Annotated in this window: 10 protein-coding genes; 9 read left to right on the top strand and 1 reads right to left on the bottom strand. The window is 52.6% G+C overall.

Features of this window, described 5'->3' with window-relative positions:
• The first annotated feature begins 395 nt into the window (after nucleotides 1-395).
• From EKM97_RS09035 to EKM97_RS08995, 9 genes are all read left to right on the top strand, one after another.
• Entirely contained in the window at nucleotides 396-1,862 is a 1,467-nt protein-coding gene (locus EKM97_RS09035) for an ABC transporter permease (protein WP_125572081.1), read from the top strand.
• A 10-nt stretch (nucleotides 1,863-1,872) separates the two neighbouring features.
• The gene (locus EKM97_RS09030) at nucleotides 1,873-2,532 is read left to right on the top strand and encodes an ABC transporter ATP-binding protein (protein WP_125572080.1); all 660 of its coding nucleotides are present in this window, start codon (nucleotides 1,873-1,875) and stop codon (nucleotides 2,530-2,532) included.
• Nucleotides 2,533-3,049: 517 nt separating this feature from the next.
• Nucleotides 3,050-3,892, top strand: a complete 843-nt coding sequence (gene cdaA, locus EKM97_RS09025; RefSeq protein ID WP_125572079.1) for a diadenylate cyclase CdaA — start codon at nucleotides 3,050-3,052, stop codon at nucleotides 3,890-3,892.
• Nucleotides 3,889-4,881, top strand: coding sequence for a CdaR family protein (locus tag EKM97_RS09020; protein ID WP_125572078.1), 993 nt, complete (start codon nucleotides 3,889-3,891; stop codon nucleotides 4,879-4,881). Before cdaA ends, EKM97_RS09020 begins: the two co-directional genes overlap by 4 nt.
• Before the next feature lie 39 nt (nucleotides 4,882-4,920).
• Nucleotides 4,921-6,273: a phosphoglucosamine mutase gene (gene glmM, locus EKM97_RS09015; protein ID WP_125572077.1), complete on the top strand. Its 1,353-nt coding sequence runs from the start codon at nucleotides 4,921-4,923 to the stop codon at nucleotides 6,271-6,273.
• A gap of 336 nt (nucleotides 6,274-6,609) precedes the next feature.
• A complete protein-coding gene (gene glmS / locus EKM97_RS09010) occupies nucleotides 6,610-8,421 on the top strand; it encodes a glutamine--fructose-6-phosphate transaminase (isomerizing) (RefSeq protein WP_125572076.1) in 1,812 nt (603 codons plus the stop codon).
• A 114-nt stretch (nucleotides 8,422-8,535) separates the two neighbouring features.
• Nucleotides 8,536-9,036 (top strand): VanZ family protein, encoded by a 501-nt coding sequence (locus tag EKM97_RS09005; protein WP_125572075.1) that lies wholly within the window; start codon nucleotides 8,536-8,538, stop codon nucleotides 9,034-9,036.
• 441 nt (nucleotides 9,037-9,477) lie between these two features.
• Nucleotides 9,478-16,689 carry a MucBP domain-containing protein gene (locus EKM97_RS09000; protein ID WP_125572074.1) on the top strand — a complete coding sequence of 2,404 codons (7,212 nt, stop codon included), beginning with the start codon at nucleotides 9,478-9,480 and terminating at the stop codon, nucleotides 16,687-16,689.
• Between the two features lie 157 nt (nucleotides 16,690-16,846).
• Complete coding sequence (locus tag EKM97_RS08995) at nucleotides 16,847-17,584, top strand: YebC/PmpR family DNA-binding transcriptional regulator (protein WP_125572073.1); 738 nt, start codon at nucleotides 16,847-16,849, stop codon at nucleotides 17,582-17,584.
• A gap of 51 nt (nucleotides 17,585-17,635) precedes the next feature.
• Here the strand turns inward: EKM97_RS08995 and EKM97_RS08990 are convergent, their stop codons facing one another.
• On the bottom strand, nucleotides 17,636-20,137 hold the full coding sequence (locus EKM97_RS08990; RefSeq protein ID WP_125572072.1) for a TIM-barrel domain-containing protein: 2,502 nt from the start codon (nucleotides 20,135-20,137) through the stop codon (nucleotides 17,636-17,638).
• Between the last annotated feature and the right edge of the window lie 165 nt (nucleotides 20,138-20,302).

The following is a 20,302-nucleotide window of genomic DNA, read 5'->3' as shown; positions in this document are numbered from 1 at the left end:
TGATTTTGCCGGGTGTACACCGCAGATTATCTCAGGAGCGCGGATTTGACGCCGGGTTTGCGGCAAATCTGCCAGCGGAAGACGGCAAAGCCGCCTGGAGCGGTCCCGCCCGACGTAGTTCTCCGGAGCGCAGCCCAAGTGCACTCACGCCGGAGTTGCCGACCTCACCGCCTAGCGGCGGTATGAAAACGGCACAGAGGCCGTGCGCGACTTCGTCGCCAAAACACTTATGCTGACGGACAGCAAAAATTTTTGCCGGTTTGGGCACGGTCTGCACATTTTATAGACATAAGTTCTTCGTATTTACCCGTGAAAATAGTCAGCATAGCAATGATGTGTTTCACAAATCATAATGCGCACCGCCAGTTGTGGTGCGCTGCGAAGGAGTCTTATCTATGAATTTTGCCAAACGAGCCTGGTTGAACCTGATTGGGCGCAAGGGACGCAGCATTCTGCTCGTGTTAGTGACGTCGGCAATTATGCTGTTCGTGCTCGCGGGGATTTTGCTGCGGGGAGCCGCTAACGAGGCGACGCAGAACGCCAAGGATAGTGTCGGCGCCTCGCTGACGCTGACTGCTAACCGGCAGGCGGCGTTCAAGAAGATGCGCAGCAGTAGCACGGGAACGCCGGGGACCAGCGGCACTAAGCCTAAGCTGACCATGTCGTCCGTCAAGTTGAGTGACGCCAAGAAGATTGACAAACTGAGCGACGTGAATGGCTACACCGTGAGTGTCAGCACTTCCGCTAACGCCAAGGGCTTCTCTGCGATTTCCACAAGTAGCAGTAGCAGCCAGGGCGGACCTGGTGGCATGATGCAGAGTAGTGGCGACATCTCCGTTAGTGGGGTTACCGGCACCGCAAGTAGCAGTAAGTTCAGCGATGGTACCTACAAAATTACCAGCGGGCGCAACTTGACTGCCAAAGACGCTGGCACCCAGAACGTTGTCATTGAAAGCGAACTGGCCAGTGAGAACAATCTCAAGGTCGGGAGCACCATTAAGCTGAAGGCCACTACCGGCACCAAGAAGACTTACACATTGAAGGTCGTCGGCATTTACAAGGCCAAGAGTAGCGCCAGCACCACGGGCATGCCGGGGCAGAGTGATCCGGCCAACACTGTGTTCACCAGTTATACTTTTGCCAACACTTTGAAGGGCAGCAAGTACAAGAACACTGCCGACAGCGTTGAGTTCACTGTAAGTGCACCCGGCAAGGTCAGCAGCGTGAAGGCTGCGGCCAAGAAGCTGATCAACACCAGCAAGTTTGCACTCGAAAGTGACGACGCCAACTATCGGATGGTTAAGCAGTCGATGAGTTCCGTGACGAGTTTTGCCAACAAGATTGTGTGGTTGGTCGCCATCGCCGGGACCATCATCCTGGCACTGATTGTCATTTTGATGATTCGCGAACGCCGCTACGAAATCGGTGTGCTGCTCTCACTGGGTGAGAAGCGCTGGAAAATTATTGCCCAGTTCTTCACCGAACTACTCGTGGTCCTGTTGATTGGGATTGGGGTGGCCGGTATCGGCGGCAAGTTTGTCGGTGACAAGCTTGGTGAATCCGTCATTTCCAGCCAGACCAGCACGTTTGGCACCGCCGCCAACAAGGCAACACTCGGCGGTATGCAGGGCGGCAAGACAGGTGGCCCAAGTGGACAGGCACCGAGTGGCGGCAGTCAGCAGATGCCGGGTTCGAGTTCTTCCGCGAAGTCGCAGCAGACAACTACTAAGGTCAAGACGCACGTGAGCGTGAAGTACATGCTCGAACTACTTGCGTTTGGGATTCTGATTATTTTGCTGGCCATCTTCGCTGGGGCCGGCAGCATCATGAGTCTGCAGCCGAAGAAAGTTCTGATTGGATAGGGGGCGTAACATGTTAAAAACAAAAGATTTGAGTTACTGGTACACCGACAAAAACGACGCCCTGTTCAAGGACGTGAACCTCGAGTTTGAGGCGGGCAAGTCCTACGCGATTGTCGGCCAGTCCGGATCCGGGAAGACGACCCTCGTGTCGCTGCTCGCTGGCCTCGACAAACCGCGCGCCGGTGCCATAGAGTTTGATGGTCAAGACATTGCCAAAATCGGCCTGCCGAACTTCCGCCGCCGCGACGTGTCCATCGTCTTCCAGGCCTACAACCTGTTCACATACATGACGGCGCTGGAAAACCTGATGAGCGCACTAGCCATCACCGGCGGTAAGCACAAGAACGACCGCGAATACGCCCGCAGCATGCTCCGCAAATTGGGCCTGACCGAAGAACAGATTGGCAAGAACGTGCAAAAGTTATCTGGTGGTCAGCAGCAACGTGTTGCCATTGCCCGCACGATGGTTTGCGACGCGCCACTCGTGGTCGCTGACGAACCAACTGGGAACCTCGACGAGGACAACACCAAGGAAGTCATTGGTTTGTTCCAGAACATTGCGCACGAGCAGAATAAGTGCGTGATCATCGTGACCCACGAACCGGACGTGGCGGCGCAATGCGACGTCGTCCTGCGTTTGGCACATCACGAATTTACGGTGGAAAAGTAATCGGGGAATGCGCACTGCAATCAGATTGACGGTGTTCAACGGAATGGGTGCTGGACCGGCAAGTCTGGTTCAGTTCTGAAAATAGTGTTCAAAACCAGGGCGGATTGGGCCGGGTTTTGAGCGCTATTTTTGTGATGAAAATGGCGCCTGAATAACTGTGGAGATGTGACCATTGGGTATGTTTAAACCAGAGAGGTGGTGGCTGGCTGTGCGGAGCGTTGGTGAACGGAGCGGCGTAAAAATTAGCGTTTGGAGACGCGCAGCGGCTGCACACACTAATTTCGGGAGCGCGTATTTTGACGCGAACCTTGCGGCAAAATCGCCAGCGAGAGACCCGTTAGGGGCTCGAGCGGTCCCCGCCGCGCAGTTCGCCAACGCGTAGCTCAGTCGGCCGCCACCGGAGTCAGATTGCACATTTGCAGGCCGGAATGCCGCTAAACCGGCAATGGCGAGTCGCGCGGGCAGTGGTCCGGGTGGTATAATGGCGCTTGATAAGTAAATGGACGGAGGAGACTTAATGCAGAATATTTTGAGCAGTCTGTTGACATGGTCAACCGTCACGAACCTGATTGATATTGCCGTTGTTTGGTGGGTGCTTTACCGCTTGATCATGCTGCTGCGGGGGACCAAAGCCGTGCAGCTGTTCCGTGGTGTGCTCGTCATCGCCGTCATTCGGATTATCGCGTGGTACTTGCAACTGCGCTCCGTGGCCTTCATCATCGACCAAGTGATTAACTGGTCGGTCGTTGCCATTGTGATTATTTTTCAGCCTGAAATCCGGCGCGGCTTGGAGCACATTGGGCGGGGGAGTTTCTTCCGGCATAACCGTGACAGTGCCCGCGAGCAGGAAGTCAGGATGGTTCGCGAAATTGACACTGCCGTGCAGTACATGAGCAAGCGCCGCATCGGGGCACTGATTACCATTCAAAAGAACACTGGACTCGAAGATTACATCGAAACCGGGATCAAAATGGATGCGGAAATCACCGGGGCACTGCTGATCAACACCTTCATCCCGAACACGCCGCTGCATGACGGGGCGGTCATCATTCGGGATAATCGCATCGCGGTTGCCGCCGCCTACCTGCCGTTGTCAGAATCCAGTGCGATTCCGAAGAACCTCGGCACGCGGCACCGCGCCGCCGTGGGGATCAGTGAAGTGACGGATGCCGTCACGGTCGTCGTCTCTGAAGAAACCGGTGGCGTCACCATCACGAACAACAACAACCTGATGATTGACCTGTCGCGTGAGGATTACCTCAAGTTCCTGAACGCGCAGCTCGTGTCACCCGAAGAAGAACCGGGGAACCCGTACCGCGAATTCTTCGAGAACATTTTCAAAAGGGGGGCCAAGAAATGAACAAATTCTGGGAAAGCCCCTGGGTTTACCGGGTTCTGTCCTTGGTCCTCGCGCTGGGTATTTTTGTCTACGTGAACCAGGAACGGCTGAATAATACCTTCCAAGGAAGCCGCAAGCAGGACACTGCACTTCTGGCGACTAAGACGCAAACATTGAGTGTGCCCCTGCAACTGAACGCGGATACCGACAAGTACTTCATTACTGGCTATCCCGCCAAGGTGAAGGTCAAACTGGAGGGGAGCGCGGCGCTGGTGACGGCCGTTGCCAACACGCAGAACTTCCGCGTGGTTGCTGACCTGCGTAAGCTCAGCGTTGGGGAGCACACCGTTAAGCTCCAGCAACAAGGTCTCAGCAAACAGCTTACCTATAGCATTAATCCGAAAACCATTAAAGTGAACATTCAGACTCGGATTAGCAAAACCTTGCCGATTCAGGTGCACTATAACAAGGACGCTATTGCCGATGGTTACCAGGTGGGGACGCCGCAACTGTCTTCAGACACCGTGCAGGTGACCGGAGCGCGCAGCGAGATTAACCGCATTTTTGAAATCTCTGCGAGTGTGACCCTGAACCGGAACACGGACGACTCGGTGACGCAGACCGTGATGTTGCAAGCCCTTGATAGCAACGGGCAAACGGTCAACGTGGTTACCACGCCCGAAACCGTGCGTGTGAAGTTGCCTGTGACCTTGCCAAGCAAGAAGGTGCCGATGACCTTTAAGCAGTCGGGGACTGCGGTCTCAGGCAAGGCCTATGCGCTGAGTGCGGACAACAATGAGGTCACCATCTACGGCAGCAAGGCGCAACTAAAGAAGATTGACAGCATCGAGGTTCCGGTGGATATTAGTGGTATCAGTAAAACCACTGATAAAACAGTTAAGCTTAATAACGTCGAAAAAGGCCTCAAGAGTGTTGATCCAAGCACAATTAAAGTGCACGTCAAGGTATCCGCGAAGAGCAATGATGCCGAGGCTGAGACGGTTAATTAACCCTGATAATGAATTGTAAAAGAGGAAATGGAGATAATCATGACTAAATATTTTGGAACTGATGGTGTGCGCGGTGTTGCAAACGAGGACTTGAGCCCAGAATTGGCTTTCCGTTTGGGCCGTGCGGGTGGTTACGTTTTGACCCAGCACCAGCAGGGCGACAAGGCACCACTGGTGCTCGTTGCACGCGATACCCGGATTTCCGGGCAGATGCTCGCTGACGCGCTCATTGCCGGCCTGCTCTCCGTCGGGATTGAAGTACTTTCGCTCGGCGTTATTACTACGCCCGCTGTTGCATACCTGATTAAGGTGCAGGGCGCCGCTGCCGGAATTCAGATTTCAGCCTCCCACAACCCAGCCCAGGATAACGGAATCAAGTTCTTCGGCCCTGATGGCTACAAGCTCTCCGACGAAACCGAAGAAGAAATCGAAACTTACCTGGACGCACCAGAAGACAAGTTGCCACGGCCAAGCGCAAAGGGTCTCGGGACCGTCGCTGATTACTCCGAAGGTGCACAGAAGTACACCCAGTTCCTTGAACAGACTGTCTCCGAAAACCTCGCGGGCATTCACGTGGTACTCGACGCCGCCAACGGTGCCACCAGCAAGCTCGTTAGCCGCATTTTCGCTGACCTGGACACGGATTTTGAAACCATGGCAACCAACCCAGACGGCATCAACATTAACGCCGGTGTGGGTTCAACCCACCCCGAACAGCTGGCCAAAATGGTCGTGGAAAAGGGTGCCCAGGTTGGGCTCGCCTTTGACGGCGACGGCGACCGGTGCATCGCGGTTGACGAACTCGGGAACATTGTCGATGGTGACAAGATTATGTTCATTCTGGGTAACTTCATGAAGTCTCAGGGTCGTCTCAAGCAGGACACCATCGTCACCACCGTCATGAGTAACCTCGGCCTCTACAAGGCCATCGAAGCCAATGGCATGCACTCCGTTCAGACTGCGGTGGGCGATCGCCACGTTGTCGAAGAAATGCGCGCTAAGGGTTACAACATCGGTGGGGAACAGAGCGGTCACGTGATTCTCTTTGACCACCACAACACTGGTGACGGCATGCTCACCGGGATCCAGTTGCTCTCCGTGATGGCCGCAACTGGCAAGAAGCTGTCCGAACTGGCCGCACCAGTTGTCGACTACCCACAGAAGCTCGTCAACGTGCCGGTTAGCGACAAGAATGCCTGGAAGAACTACCCAGCCATTACTGAAGTGATCAAGCAGGTTGAAGACAAGATGGCCGGCGACGGTCGTGTTCTCGTCCGCCCTAGCGGTACCGAAAGCTTGCTGCGGGTCATGGCTGAAGCCAAGACCGAAGAACTCGTGAGTGCTTACGTCGACGAAATTGTCGCCGTTGTTAAGCAGGAAATGGGTAACTAATTATTGAACGCCATGAAGAACTTCACCAATTCGGTGAAGTTCTTTTTTTGTGCAACGTTTGCATATTAAGCTGCTTTAACATTTCTTAATAAATTAAATTGGTATACATGGAATTATTAAGCCCGTATTTTCAACTTTGTTATCTACGCATAATGTCGCAGTTTCGCTACTGCCACTTGTGAATTAATCACGTTCGAACGTATACCAATTGTGAAAGGTACACTCAATATAAAAATAAAAAGATTGACACGGCGCCCGTGAAAGCATATTCTACAAACATCGACGCGGCGAATACCGGTTAATCGGCATAGCCCAATTAAGAAAGAGGTATAACTTATGTGTGGAATTGTTGGTGTAGTTGGCGCTGAAAACGCGACGGAAGTATTGCTGAGTGGTCTCAAGAAATTGGAATACCGGGGCTATGATTCCGCTGGTATCTACGTTAATTCTAAAACTGGTACACCCGAACTGATTAAGCGCGTTGGGCGGATCAAGAACCTGGAAGCCGCAATTCCCGCCGGTCTTGCGGGCACACAGGGAATCGGGCACACGCGCTGGGCAACTAATGGGGTGCCCAGTGTTGCCAATGCGCACCCGCACATTTCCAACGATGGTCGTTTCTACCTGGTGCACAATGGTGTGCTGACCAATGCCAAGCAGCTGGCTGCTGATTACCTGGCCGACGTTACTCTGTTGAGCGATACGGATACTGAGGTCGCCGTCCAGCTCATCGCGAAGTTCGTCCGTGATGGGGCGAGCGTCAAAGAGGCCCTGCGGCACGTGATGCAGCTGGTTGAAGGTTCTTACGCTTTTGCGCTGGCTGACCGCGATGACGTGGATACCCTCTACGTCGCAAAGAACAAGTCGCCGTTGCTGATTGCGAAGGGTGATGGCTTCAACGCCATTGCTTCTGATGCACTGGCATTGCTTGACCGCACGCATGACTTCATCGAACTGCACGATGAAGAACTGGTGGTACTGACCAAGGACAGTATCCACATTGAAAACTTGGCGGGCGCTGTGCAAGAACGTGCCAGCTACACGGTTGATGTTTCCGAAGGGGATGGCGACCTGGGTGCTTACCCGTTCTACATGCTGAAGGAAATTGACGAGCAGCCCGCTGTCATCCGCCGCTTACTGAGCAGCTATGTTGATGATCAGGGCCAGGTGCAGATGCCAGCTGACTTGCTGAAAACACTGGATGGTGCCGACCGCCTGTACTTTGTTGCCGCAGGGACGAGCTACCACGCCAGTCTCGCTGCAGCACCAATGTTCGAACAGCTTGCGGGCGTGCCGGTCTCCGTGCATTTTGCTAGTGAGTTCGGGTACCACATGCCGCTGCTCAGCAAGAAACCAATGTTCATTTTCCTCACCCAGAGCGGTGAGACCGCAGACATTCGCCAGGTGTTGGTTAAGGTTAAGACGATGCACCTGCCAACACTGACCATCACCAACGTGCCGACTTCTACATTAGCGCGCGAAGCGGACTACGCGCTGAGCCTGCACGCTGGTCCGGAAATCGCCGTTGCCTCCACCAAAGCCTACACCGCGCAGGTTGCCACCAGCGCACTGCTGGCCAAGGCTTTAGGGATGTTCAAGGGCACAGCCGCTGCCAAGAAGCTCGACATCAAGCACGAGCTCAGCATCGTTGCCACTGCTCAGCAGACGCTGGTCGACCAGAAGGACATGATTCACGAACTGGTTGGCAAAATGCTGAAGACCACGCGCAACGCCTTCTACATCGGCCGCGGCGGCGACTACTACGTTGCCCTGGAGGCCGCCCTGAAATTGAAGGAAATCTCCTATATTCAGGCGGAAGGTTTCGCAGCCGGCGAACTCAAGCACGGCACCATTGCCCTGATTGAAGAGGGCACCCCAGTCATCGCGCTCATCAGTGACCCCGTGACTGCGGCGCACACGCGCGCCAACGCTGGTGAAACCCAGGCGCGCGGGGCAAATGTTCTGCACATTGCAACCGCAGATCTCGCACAACCGGACGATGAACTCGTGGTGCCAAGCGTGAACGGCTTGCTGACACCACTGGCACTGATTGTGCCGGGCCAGCTCCTTGCGTACTACGCTAGCCTGGACCGCGGCTACGACGTGGACCGGCCGCGCAACCTGGCTAAGTCCGTCACCGTTGAATAGACAAGTTAAATAAGCCCGAAGAAATCTCCTGCGACCACGTGTCGCGGGAGATTTCTTGCGTCTAGGGTGCTATGCTAGTGAGCAGAATATTGACTATAGAAATGGAGTAAACGGATGCGTCAATGGATTCAGCGGAACGTGTGGTTGGTGGTTGCCCTAGTGGTGCTGCTGATTCTCTTCATTAGTAGCGCCATGACTTACAAGCAGCAAACGGTGGTGCCACTGCTGCACCATTTGCTAGCGGGAGAACCGGGCAAGCAGTGGCTAGCGGGCATCAACATTCATTATGCTGATGGCGAAGTCATCAGCCTTCAGCATAGTGGCTATTTCAAAATGATTGAGTTCTTCATCCGCAAGTTTGCGCATTTTGCGACTTACTTCGTGCTGGGACTGGGTATTTTTCTCGGCCTACGCGGGCGCGTCACCCCGAATTGGCTGCGGCTGCTACTGACGCCACTGACCGTTGGCGGTTTGGCGGCGCTGGATGAATTCCACCAGTCGCTGACGGGCGGCCGTTCGCCGATGGTGCAGGACGTCATTTTGGACATGTGCGGCGGACTGTGTGCGGTGCTGATTGCATTTTGTGTGGAAAAATTGCGTCAATCCCGACGGTAGACTTACTCCGAGCCCCTAGAGTGGAAAAAGAGACGTCGTTTTGTTCGAACGACGTTTTTTTATATGATTATTTCAGGTCAAAAAGTTATTTAACTAGTGCTATCCTTCTTTATTGAATTGCTTATATCTGTCATAACGTTGCCGCTATCCAACAAAGCGAAAACAAAATACTTGCTTACAAATGTTGCACTCAATTACAGATTGATTGGTGCTTTATCGACTGAGAACAGCATCATCATCCCGACATAACAACGCCTATGTGCAAATGATACAAAGCATGCGGCAGCACAGACGTAGGTAGCTTCCCCCTAGACGGAAATCAAAATAACGGCACAATTACCTAGACAATGTAAATTATAGGTATTTCGAATTGCATATCTGTTATAATTAAGGCAAATAACCAAAGCTTGAATCGTTATGCTTGGCTGAGGAGTGAATGTAATGGTTAAAAAATCGAGAAGAAGATTTTTACGAGCAGTTACGGAGAAGAAGACGCACTACAAGTTGTACAAGACACGCCGAAATTGGACTGTTGTGGGAATCACGGCCTTGTTTACCAGCGTAGTTTTCGCTCAACAAGCACGCGTAACATATGCGGATGATACGACGGACCAGGCGCCTGTAGCCAGTGCTGCGGCGACGAACGATACGGGTAATACGGTCAATTTGGCTAATAATCAGAAGGCTGCATCAATTGGAACACAGACGATTAGTGTTGGCGGCCAATTTAGCGTGCCTTCAGTACAGTTGGCTGCGAATGCCAGCGCAGCACAATGGACTTTAACCGATTTTGATTTTAGCGATGTGCACGTTGCGGTTCCTGGCACATACTCCGTGTCATTTAGTGCAGCTGGATTGGCTAAACTGCAGAATATTGTCGGTCAGGATGTCTCCCTAAATCAGGTGACGGCGGGTACCGTTGAAGTTGTGAAGGCTAAAGAGGAGATTTCCACGGAACAAGCGTCCGTAGATGTGGCCGAACCCAAAACGCAAACAGCAAAATCTACGGCTACATCCACGATGGCCGTTTCAAAAAAATCAACCGACGAAGAACAAACTAGCATTGCTACCAGTTCCACCGGTACTGACGAAAAAAGCACTGCCCAAAATATGACAACCAATTCGCGGTCCGCGGCCGACGTGAACGTGGCCGCTGCTAATTTGGTCGGCGGTGTCCAGAAAACGCAAGATCAGTTGGCAGCATATGTGCGTCAAGATGACGCGTTCGCAAACGCGAGTGCAACCGACACCATCGTCAACAACGATGCGCTACACGCTCTGCAAGCACATCAGAAGGTTGAAGCACAGCAGATCCAAGATTTCGTAGCATCGGCCCAAGCAAATAGCCAGGATAATTTGGATAATGCGCTGGCCCAAATTAGTAGTGCGGCTCAAATTTTGAACAACATGGACAATGAAGTTGTGCAAGCAGCGTCCATGCTTACGGAAGACAAGCAGGGTGCCGCTATGAACGCGCAAGCAACGGCACAAGCAGCTTTGGATGCTGCGACTTTGCCTGCGGGCACGACCGGTCAAGTGGATGCCTATGGCGATTTAATACTTTCCGCCGCAAATTCATCCGCTTTTCAGGATGCGGTTGCTGCACTGAAGCAACAAGCGGTGTTTAGCGCTTTTCGCCAGGTGGTCGACCCTAGTGGTGCCATCTCCTTCGTTGATTCTGAGGCAAAGGTTGTTGGTACATTGTCGAACAATCAAATTGGTTACGGACAAGACGGTTCTGGTGTTGTCATCAACCTGGGATTGACCCTCGAGGTTGGCGATACTATCGCGTTTACTATTCCAACTCAGGCGGTCACGATTGATGCCGTGTCACATACAACGTTGAATGCACAGACCGGGACTTGGGCAAGTAAAAAGAATGCCGATGGCAGTACAACTCTTACGCTAACAAGCACGATGACTGGACAGCTTCCCGTAGCATTGACCATCAAAACAGTTGGTAATAGCGCGAAAAAGGTTTTGAGTGCCAATCAGATTGGTGAAAGTTCATTTGCAATTACTTGGTCAGTGAATAGTATCGCTCAAGATCCGATGACCTTGTATCAAGATGTGGAGCCTTCCATTAGCATTACAAGCCCCACGCGAATTGCGCCAAGTACCAAAATTACCAGTGTGGGTGTAAAAACACCACTTGTCTACAAGATTGCCCCCTTAGAATCCAGCGGCTTTTTTAATGATGCAACACAGTCAGGTGCAACCCAGTACATCAATGGACTGGGGGCAAAAGTCACGATTCCAGTCCCCGCGGGTTTTCTTTTGGATGCCGATGCAACTGCCAAGAGTGTTTACAATTCGCAGTACACACTGCCAGCTGGCGTGACGATTACACAACCAAATGGGGCCGGCACGGACATCCTCATCAATTTTCCGGCTGGAGTAGGTGTGGGGAGTGGCGCTACCATTTCTTTCATTGGTCAATTTGATATTGACGCACCTGCCACCACAACCACCTACACAGCTCCGGGACCAACCACTTTTGAAGAGACCTTGGCCAATGGTACGGTCTTAACCGCTACCGGTACGGCATGGAGCGAGCAAATTGCGAGTGGAGATAGTTCCACTGTGATGATGGACATCACGCCTGGTGGGGCGACGCAGCTAATTGTTGATGATGATCCGACCAACGACCCCGAGAACATCAATACGTGGTACTTCAGTATGAACTCGACTAGTGCCGTGACTGACGGGACGTTTACCATTGACGTTCCAGACGGCATCGTGGCAACACAGATTGTGATTCCACATCGGTACACAGACTACCGTGCATACGTCACCGGAACGAATACATTTGCGTACACACTCACGCTCGCTGATGGTTCAACTCAGACCGGGACGGCCACTTTTGATGACACGATAACCGCAAATGGTGGTCAAGGATTCACACACGCAGAGATAACTGCCGACTACCTTGCACCGGGAGCCTTCGTGGGTTGGTGGATACCGTTCAACATTAAGGGAACCGTACAACAGAATTACACCAATGGTGATGCCCTCAAAGTCGGCGATAAGCTGGTTTGGCACTATGGCTTTAGTGCAACTACAGCAGATGGCACATACTACACGACGACCACGAACATGACACAAACAATTGCGGTGCCGACGGCCGTCATCGTTGCCTACACGACTAGCAGTGGCGATTCAGTTCCTGGTGATCGCGGTTATGTCGGTACGGTTACAGGTTCAAGAACTACGCGGTACATTTACGAGCCAATACTGTATTACGTGCTACTGAAGAATGTTGTCTACACAGGTTACTCGTTCGGAAATCTACATCCCGTGGTGACCACTTACACCACCGCCGATGGACGGACGGGTGTAAAGCTTGATTTCACCGGCACTGGCGAATCAATCGATACTAATACTTCCGCCGGTGGGTACCAAGTGAACTTTGCTATTCCCGAGGATGCAGTCGCAAGTGTCGGGACTGGCAATTCGTACTTCACCTCGCCGACGACTGCAATCGGGTCGGACCCTCAAATCAATCCGGTTAAGGATGTGTCCTTGACTGATGGAGATGCGAACGCCGTAACTATGATTAACGGGACTTATAAAGTAACAGTTAAAACTGTCGCTGCGCAGATTGCAGTTAGCATGGCCCAAGGTAATCAGAACGCTTATCCGGTAACGGCGGCGAACTCAGTCAAGGCCAGCTCAGATGCGCGTGGGGATCAGCTACTAACCTTTGATTATGCGATGGTAAACACAGCCGGTTCCAACACGAACAATTCAGCAGCCATTCTGAACTTGCCAACCGTTGGCGATGCCTTAAATTCCGGATATACCTTCAAATTGAACGGCCCAATCTCTGTGCCTACTAACTTCACAACGGGAAGTAGCGTCGGGGACAGTTTCTCACCCACGGTACTCTACTCAACCACGCTGTATACAGCCAACAAGACTGATACGACGTATGATACAACTGGCTTCGTACCGGCAGACCAGATTACTGACTGGTCTGCAGTTCGCTCTATTTTAATCGAAGTTGGGACGATTCCTGGAAATAGCACCACTGGTCGGTTTGTACTTTCAGGGACAACGGATGACTTCATTGCCCAGTCTAATCGAACTGCTCTTATGCAAGCGATGACCTATTTGAACGGGACAACGGTTGCGATTACAAACAAAGCAACAAGCGCGGCCAATATTACTATTAGTAGTAAATCTACTATCACCGCACGGTTCCACTACGTTGATGCAGCGGGTAATGATCAATATATCGCACTGAGTGATCTGACCAAGACACTCGTTGATAATAAAGATACGCTGACAATGAGTTTATCCGCTGAAGATACCGCCTTGATTCCGGCAGGGTATCAACAGGTGACCACTACTCCCACAACAGTGATTAATTCAGCAGTTACCGACTATGACGGTTTACCAAACGGTTTCGCCAGTTTAGGTGCAATTTCCCGTTATGATTTTGATGGTGATATTGTTCAGTTTGAACTCACACCGATTGACTATGGTTTGACAGTGCAGGCGGTTGACGAAGATGGCAATCCGGTTGCCGCTCCGCGCACAACGACAAAACGCGTCGGTGCAAGTTACGCAACCGTGCCGGCTGTAGTGCCCGCTTACGTTGTGGATACGACAAAGCTACCCGCCAATGCGAGTGGTGTCTTTGATACGCAGAATGTTACCGTAACCTACGTCTACCAGTCAGTGGGTCACTACATTATCAATGTGCCGACCACGAGCCCAGTGATTGTTGACTATCCGAATAATCCTGACGACGCAAGTAAAGTTACGACACCGACGACCGGAATTGTGCCATTCGTTGCTGGCTACACACCAATGGACGGCAATGGTGAGAGGCTCATCCCTGTGAATGCGGATAATCCCGAGGAAGGCTACTTACCGCCTGCTGTACCAGCGGATCCAACTGCCAATACAGAAATTAATTATGCCTTCAATGACTACGCGCTGACGGTTCGCTATGTCAATGAGTCTGGTAATTTACTTGAGTCACTGCCGGCCGTTACCAAACGCATGGGGGACAGTTACACAAGTAGTGCTAAAGTTATCAATGGCTTCGTGCTCGATAATAATCAGCTGCCTACAAACGCAAGTGGCGTCATCGGGACAGCTGATGTTGTGGTCACGTATCATTATCAGGCAGTGGGCCACTATATAATCAATGTTCCAAATGAAGTGCCAACTACCATTAATTATCCGAATGATCCGGACAATCCAAGTGCGGTTGCAACACCGACGACCGGAATTGTGCCTTACGTTGAGGGTTACACACCAACGGATGCATTAGGAAATGGATTGACACCGGTGAATGGTGATCACCCGCTTTTGGGGTACTTGCCACCAAGCGTACCAACAGACCCAACCCTTGATACGGTGATTGAATATGTGAAGAATGAACATCAACTCACGATTCGCTACGTTGATGGGAACGGTAACGTTTTGTCCGTGGATAGCGTCACCACGATTGCATTTGGTGACTCTTACAGCAGTTCAGCAGCGGTTATCACTGGCTATGTTCTTGATGGTACAAAGTTGCCACCAAACGCACAAGGCGTGTTTGGGGACAATGATGTAACGGTGACCTATGTTTATCAGCCAGTTGGCCAATATGTGATTAATGTTCCCAACGGTGCTGTTCAGAAGGTTGATTATCCCAATGACCCGGATGATCCAAGCAAAGTTATTACGCCCACAACTGCCATTGTGCCCGATATTCAGGGCTACACGCCGACAGATGGCGCTGGTAACAAATTAGTACCGCTAAATGAGAATGATTTGACGCAAGGTTACTTGCCGCCGAGTGTTCCTAATGACCCAACGATGGACACTGAGATTAATTATGTTCTTGATAGCCATGCGGTTACCGTACGTTTTGTTGATGAAAATGGAACACAATTAACGGCAAGTAAATTTGACAATAAGCGGGTTGGCGACAAGTATGTCGCTACTGCGAAAGTGATTGACGGTTATGTCCTAGATAAGAGCAAACTGCCGGCCAATGCTAGTGGGAGTGTGGCAGATTCGGATATTGTAGTGACTTATGTTTACCAGACGGTAGGTCAGTACGTTATTAATGTCCCGACAGGCGCGCCAATTACGGTGAAATATCCTAATGACCCCGATGATCCTGGTAAGGTGACAACACCAACAACAGCCGTTGTTCCGTATGTTGTCACATATGTGCCAGTGACTACAGATGGAGTGAAATTAGTACCCGTGGATAGCGATAATCCAAGTGCTGGTTACTTGCCGCCGGCGATACCTACTGACCCAACGGAAAATACAATGATTAACTACGTTCGCGATGAGCATTTGCTCACGATTCGTTATGTGGATGAGTCAGGGCATGTTTTGGGAATCGAAAGTGGGGTGACCAAACAGGTCGGTGAGGCTTACTCGACATCCGCCAAGCTGATAACTGGATACGTACTGGATACAACTAAACTACCGGTTAATGCCAGCGGCGATATGGCTGATGGTGACGTTGAAGTAACCTATGTATATCAACGCGTGGGTCATTACATTATCAACGTTCCGGGTATTGTTCCGTTGACAATCGACTATCCAAATAATCCTGACAATCCGAGCCTGGTTCTCACACCAACAACCGGAATTGTGCTTTTTGTACAGGGATACACACCTGTCGATGAGATGGGCACTGTGCTGAAACTGGTTAATACAGATGACCCACACCAAGGTTACTTGCCGCCTGCCACGCCAGCTGACCCAACGCAAAATACCGCCGTTTCTTACATGAAGAATGCACCAACGACGGCTACGGATACGGTCACAAAGACGGTGCAGTATCGGGATGCTGACGGCAACAGTCTGGCACCGGATTATGCTGTCTCCGCGGACTTTACTTCATCTACGGATGCGGTTACGGGACAGGTAAGCTATAACCCAGAACGTGCCGTTCTTGGTTATCAGCAGAACCCGGTCGTTAAGGGGTACCACGTCGTTACAAGTCCCGAAGGTGCAAGCTCGGAACAAACTGTCAAGTTCGGCGATGCGGACGAATTATACACGGTTGTCTACGTCAAAGATGCACCAATTGTGACAATGGATACCGTTACGAAGACAGTGCACTACACAGACCAGGAGGGTAACACACTGGCGCCCGATTACACGGTACGCGTTACCTTCACCGAGAGTGCTGATCCAGTAACGGGTGTGAAAACCTACAGTCCCGCAAGCGGAATCCTTGGATACCAGAGAAATCCGCTTATCGCCGGATTCCATGTAAGCAGCAGTGCTTCGGAAGCGACCTCTGAACAGACAGCGCGGTTCGGGGATGACGATGCTGTGTACATCGTCGTTTACACAAGGGACAATCCGATCGTTCAACCGGATGATGGAAGTTCTAAAAATGGTGGATCTCAAGGGCAAGACGTGGGTGATAACACACTCGAACCTGGTCAAGAAGGTCAACCTGAGGATTCATCACACATGCTGCCCGATACGCAGTCAACGGTTATCGCTGTTAAGAAGGTGCCGAATACGCAGAGCGAAACAAAGGCGAAGACACAGAAAGTGAGTGGAACTAATACTGAGCTGCCAACGACCGGTGATCGCAACGATTCGTTACTTGCATGGGTGGGTCTTGCGATGATGAGTTTATTCGGTATGCTGGGACTTCGGCGCAAGCACAACTAGCCAGGCGTTAAAGGTAAAGAAAACATGCTGACTCTTCCGCGAACATTCCAGACAAAATCGTGCCGCAAACGGTCCCGAAAGCGTTGAAGCAGGCGCCCAGGTTTGCTATAATATTAACGATTTTGTGAATATCACATTAAACGAAAGAGGGTTTATCATGTCAGGACATTCCAAGTGGCACAACATCCAAGGCCGTAAGAACGCGCAGGATGCTAAGCGTGGGAAGATCTTCCAGAAGATCTCCCGTGAGCTTTTCATGGCAGCAAAAGCAGGTGGTCCTGACCCAAGCGGTAACCCAGGCCTCCGTCTGATGATGGACAAGGCACGTGCAGCTAACATGCCTAAGGACGTTATGAACCGTGCCATCAAGAAGGCTGAAGACGGCGACAAGACGAGTTATGATGAAGTGACTTACGAAGGTTACGGGCCAAACGGGATTGGTATTCTCGTTGAAGCCATGACCGACAACAAGAACCGGACCAGTTCCGATGTTCGTGTTGCGATTACTCGTCACGGCGGCACCATGGCTGGTGCCGGCGCGGTTTCCTTCATGTTTGACCGCAAGGGTAAGATTGTCATTGATCGTGAAGATCTTGACACAACTGAAGACGAGATGCTTGATGCAGCTTTGGAGGCCGGTGCTGACGACCTGCAGACGACGGATGAAGACTTCGTTGTTCTCACAGATCCTAAGGAATTCACCGCGGTTCGTGACGCACTCAAGGAAGCAGGATTCAACTTTACCTCTGCTGACCTTGCAATGATTCCACAGAACACCATCGAAGTTCCCGAAGATAAGGCTGAAACATTCCAGAACATGCTGGATGCACTCGACGAAAACGATGACGTTACCGACGTGTACACCAGTGCCAGCTGGCCTGAAGACGCTGAATAACATAAAAACCTCCCGATTTAATCGGGAGGTTTTTGTTTGCAACAATATATATTAGTGTTGAAGTTGAATAGTAATTTGGACAGTAGCTGGCAACGTGCCTAAGTTAAGCGTGATGCCGCTTAGACTGCCGTACTCAGCGAGTGGTTGGTTGGTGTTTGGCGCCGCGAGTGGTGCGGCTTCCTGCGACGCCCCATCAACGGTGACGCGTAGTGCGGCGGTATCCGTAACGCCTGCGATGAATACTTGAGTTGGAAAGTCGGCTGCAGCGCCTGCGTAACTACCGGTAGTGGCGCCAATGTGTAGCTTGTCCGCGGCGTCATCATGGGTCCAAGTGATACGGCAGTGCGTCTGGGCACCTTCTTGCCACTCGAGTGTGTTGCCGTCATCATCAACGAGCGTGAGTGCGCCGCTGCCGCCGGGGTACCAATCAAACTGGCGGGCACTGCTCCGCTCTGTTGGCGTTAGGTGCGCCGTTGTGCGCGGCAGAACGCTTCCTGCACGAATGAAGAGCGGACTTTGCGTGAAGGGGGCGGAGACGTTGCTGAGTGTCGTGTTACCGGACAACAGTTCACCGGTCCAAAAGTTGAACCACCGGCCTGCTGGCAGGTAGACGTGCGGGCGCGCGCCGTCGCCGTTGGCCTGCAGCTGGTAGGGTGTGGTAACGGGTGCGAGCAAGATGGCGTCGCCAAGTAGCAATTCATCTTCACAGTCTGTGGTGTGGGCGTAGGCGTCTTCAGGATCACGCCACCAGACAGGGCGCATAATTGGCGCACCGGTGGTGTTTGCCTCTGCTGCTAGTGCCTTGAAGTAAGGCAACAAACTAGTGTGGTAAGCCAGGTACGCGCGGTTAATGTTGCCAAAGCGCGCCGGTAAGTCCATACCAAGCCATTTTGCCCGGCTGCCCCAGCCGTCCATCGCCAGCAGGTGCGGCGTGAACGCCTTCCACTGCAAGTCGCGGGTTTGGATGATCGGGTCACAGCCCGCGTAGATTCCGTCCACGTCGCTGGCAACGTGCGGATTGCCGGACAGGCCGGTGCTGAGATAGCTGGCGATGTGCGTCTTGATGTTACCCCAATTGCTACCGGACTGGTCACCGGTCCAGATAATGGCGCTGCGCTGGGAGCCTGCCCAACCGTCCAACGAGATGATGGCTGGCCGCGCATTGACCGCCGCAAGTTGTGCGGCGGCTTTTTGCGTGGCGTTGAGGCCGAAGGTGTAACCTTCGCCGACCCAAGCAACGTCAGTTTTCAGACCGCGGATGCCGTCCGCAATCTCCGCGTGCAAGTCGCGCTCGCCCTTTTGCGGGTGCGCTGGGTCGGCGGGCTGCAAAGTTTGCTGGGTCCATAGAGCGGTGGCAATGCCGCGTTGCGCGGCGTAAGCGGCAAACTGGCGCAAATTGGCCAGGTCGCCGGCAAAGCCGTCTGTTTGGCCATAACCAGCGCCGTAACCATCATTGGGAAGAATCCAGCCCAGTGGCAGGCCATTGCGCCGGTAGCGGTCGATGACAGCGCGCGCGGAAAACTGGTAGTCATGTTCACCGTTGAGCGATTCGTGAATTGCCCAGGACGGCTCACCGTCAGGTCCCGCATTGGTGAAGCTGACGTGCCCGCCGCCAACGTTCGGTAGCAGGGTTTGGTCTTGCACGTGAATCGCCCCAGCGCGGTAGCCGGTGTTGAAGGTTTCTTTTTTGACGGGCTGGTATTCCTTGTAGAATTGCCCGTCCTCGAACCGCACGGCGCCGGCAGAGTCTGCTGTCACCGGGACCCAGTAATCGCGGTTGTAGGCGTTGAGGTGGGCGGGGTAGTACGTGAAGTCCGGCACGGTTGCAGGCGCGCCGGTGAGCTGGTGATAGCCATGAATGAGCCCCGCTGGGGTGGGTGCAAGCAAAATGTAGAGGTCACACACCGAATCAGCATGGCTCAACAAAACGCCGCGGTGGGGCTCCGAGAAGTCGTATTCACCGGGGGTGAAGCTGTTGACCAGAATGCCGTAACCATCGGTACTCCATAAGAAAGGCACGGGGCTGGAGACGCCGCCCAGCGACCAGCGATTCTCATTTTTGATTTGAATGAGGCGGTCGTTCAAACTGACAATGCCGTTTTGGGTGCCACCGCCGTAAAAACGGCTCTGCGGCGTGCCGACAACGCGGCCGTGCCAAGCATGAGCTGTGAGCTGCGGTAGCGCAAAACGGGTGAGCTGCTGACCGTGGCGGGCGATTTGCAGTCCGTCCGCCGATACGGTAACGCTGCAGTCGCCATAGTTCACTTGGTCGTGAGTGAGGGTTAGTGCTGTCGTGCTCGCGTCCACGATAATTGGCTGGGTGTACTGCTGGCCGCTGCCGCCGCTGGCTATCGTTTCGTCGGCGTGCTTTTCAATTGCCGGTTGAGCAGGCACGGTTGGCAGCAGTGGCCAGTGCGCGTCCGCGGTGACGGTCAGGCGTAGTGCCGCGGTCGCAGCACTACCGCTAAGGCGTGCGTGCCAGCCGTGGTAATCAAAATAAACGTCACGGCCGAACGCGTGTAAATTCGTGATGGTATTCGGGTTTGCTTGCATGGAAATCTCCTCTACTGGTACGCGCTATTTTGCCGCAAGTGCGGCGCGCCCGTTGATTGTGTCGCAGTTTAATGGACAGGTGTGTGTGACTCGTGAAATAAAATTAAAAATAAGTGAGTAAATAACGTGATTCACTGTGATTCTAATGATATAATACAACAATCA

Origin of the sequence: Lacticaseibacillus songhuajiangensis, assembly GCF_003946025.1 — a bacterium.
Taxonomy (GTDB): Bacteria; Bacillota; Bacilli; order Lactobacillales; family Lactobacillaceae; genus Lacticaseibacillus; species Lacticaseibacillus songhuajiangensis.
Note: the sequence above shows the minus strand (reverse complement) of the source record. Positions and strands in the feature narration are given on the sequence as shown.

What these genes read in the sequence shown, in the direction of transcription:
- EKM97_RS09035 (WP_125572081.1), top strand. Translation starts at nt 396, where the DNA reads ATGAATTTTGCCAAACGAGCCTGGTTGAACCTGATTGGGCGCAAGGGA.
- EKM97_RS09030 (WP_125572080.1), top strand. Translation starts at nt 1,873, where the DNA reads ATGTTAAAAACAAAAGATTTGAGTTACTGGTACACCGACAAAAACGAC.
- cdaA (WP_125572079.1), top strand. Translation starts at nt 3,050, where the DNA reads ATGCAGAATATTTTGAGCAGTCTGTTGACATGGTCAACCGTCACGAAC.
- EKM97_RS09020 (WP_125572078.1), top strand. Translation starts at nt 3,889, where the DNA reads ATGAACAAATTCTGGGAAAGCCCCTGGGTTTACCGGGTTCTGTCCTTG.
- glmM (WP_125572077.1), top strand. Translation starts at nt 4,921, where the DNA reads ATGACTAAATATTTTGGAACTGATGGTGTGCGCGGTGTTGCAAACGAG.
- glmS (WP_125572076.1), top strand. Translation starts at nt 6,610, where the DNA reads ATGTGTGGAATTGTTGGTGTAGTTGGCGCTGAAAACGCGACGGAAGTA.
- EKM97_RS09005 (WP_125572075.1), top strand. Translation starts at nt 8,536, where the DNA reads ATGCGTCAATGGATTCAGCGGAACGTGTGGTTGGTGGTTGCCCTAGTG.
- EKM97_RS09000 (WP_125572074.1), top strand. Translation starts at nt 9,478, where the DNA reads ATGGTTAAAAAATCGAGAAGAAGATTTTTACGAGCAGTTACGGAGAAG.
- EKM97_RS08995 (WP_125572073.1), top strand. Translation starts at nt 16,847, where the DNA reads ATGTCAGGACATTCCAAGTGGCACAACATCCAAGGCCGTAAGAACGCG.
- EKM97_RS08990 (WP_125572072.1), bottom strand. Translation starts at nt 20,137, where the DNA reads ATGCAAGCAAACCCGAATACCATCACGAATTTACACGCGTTCGGCCGT.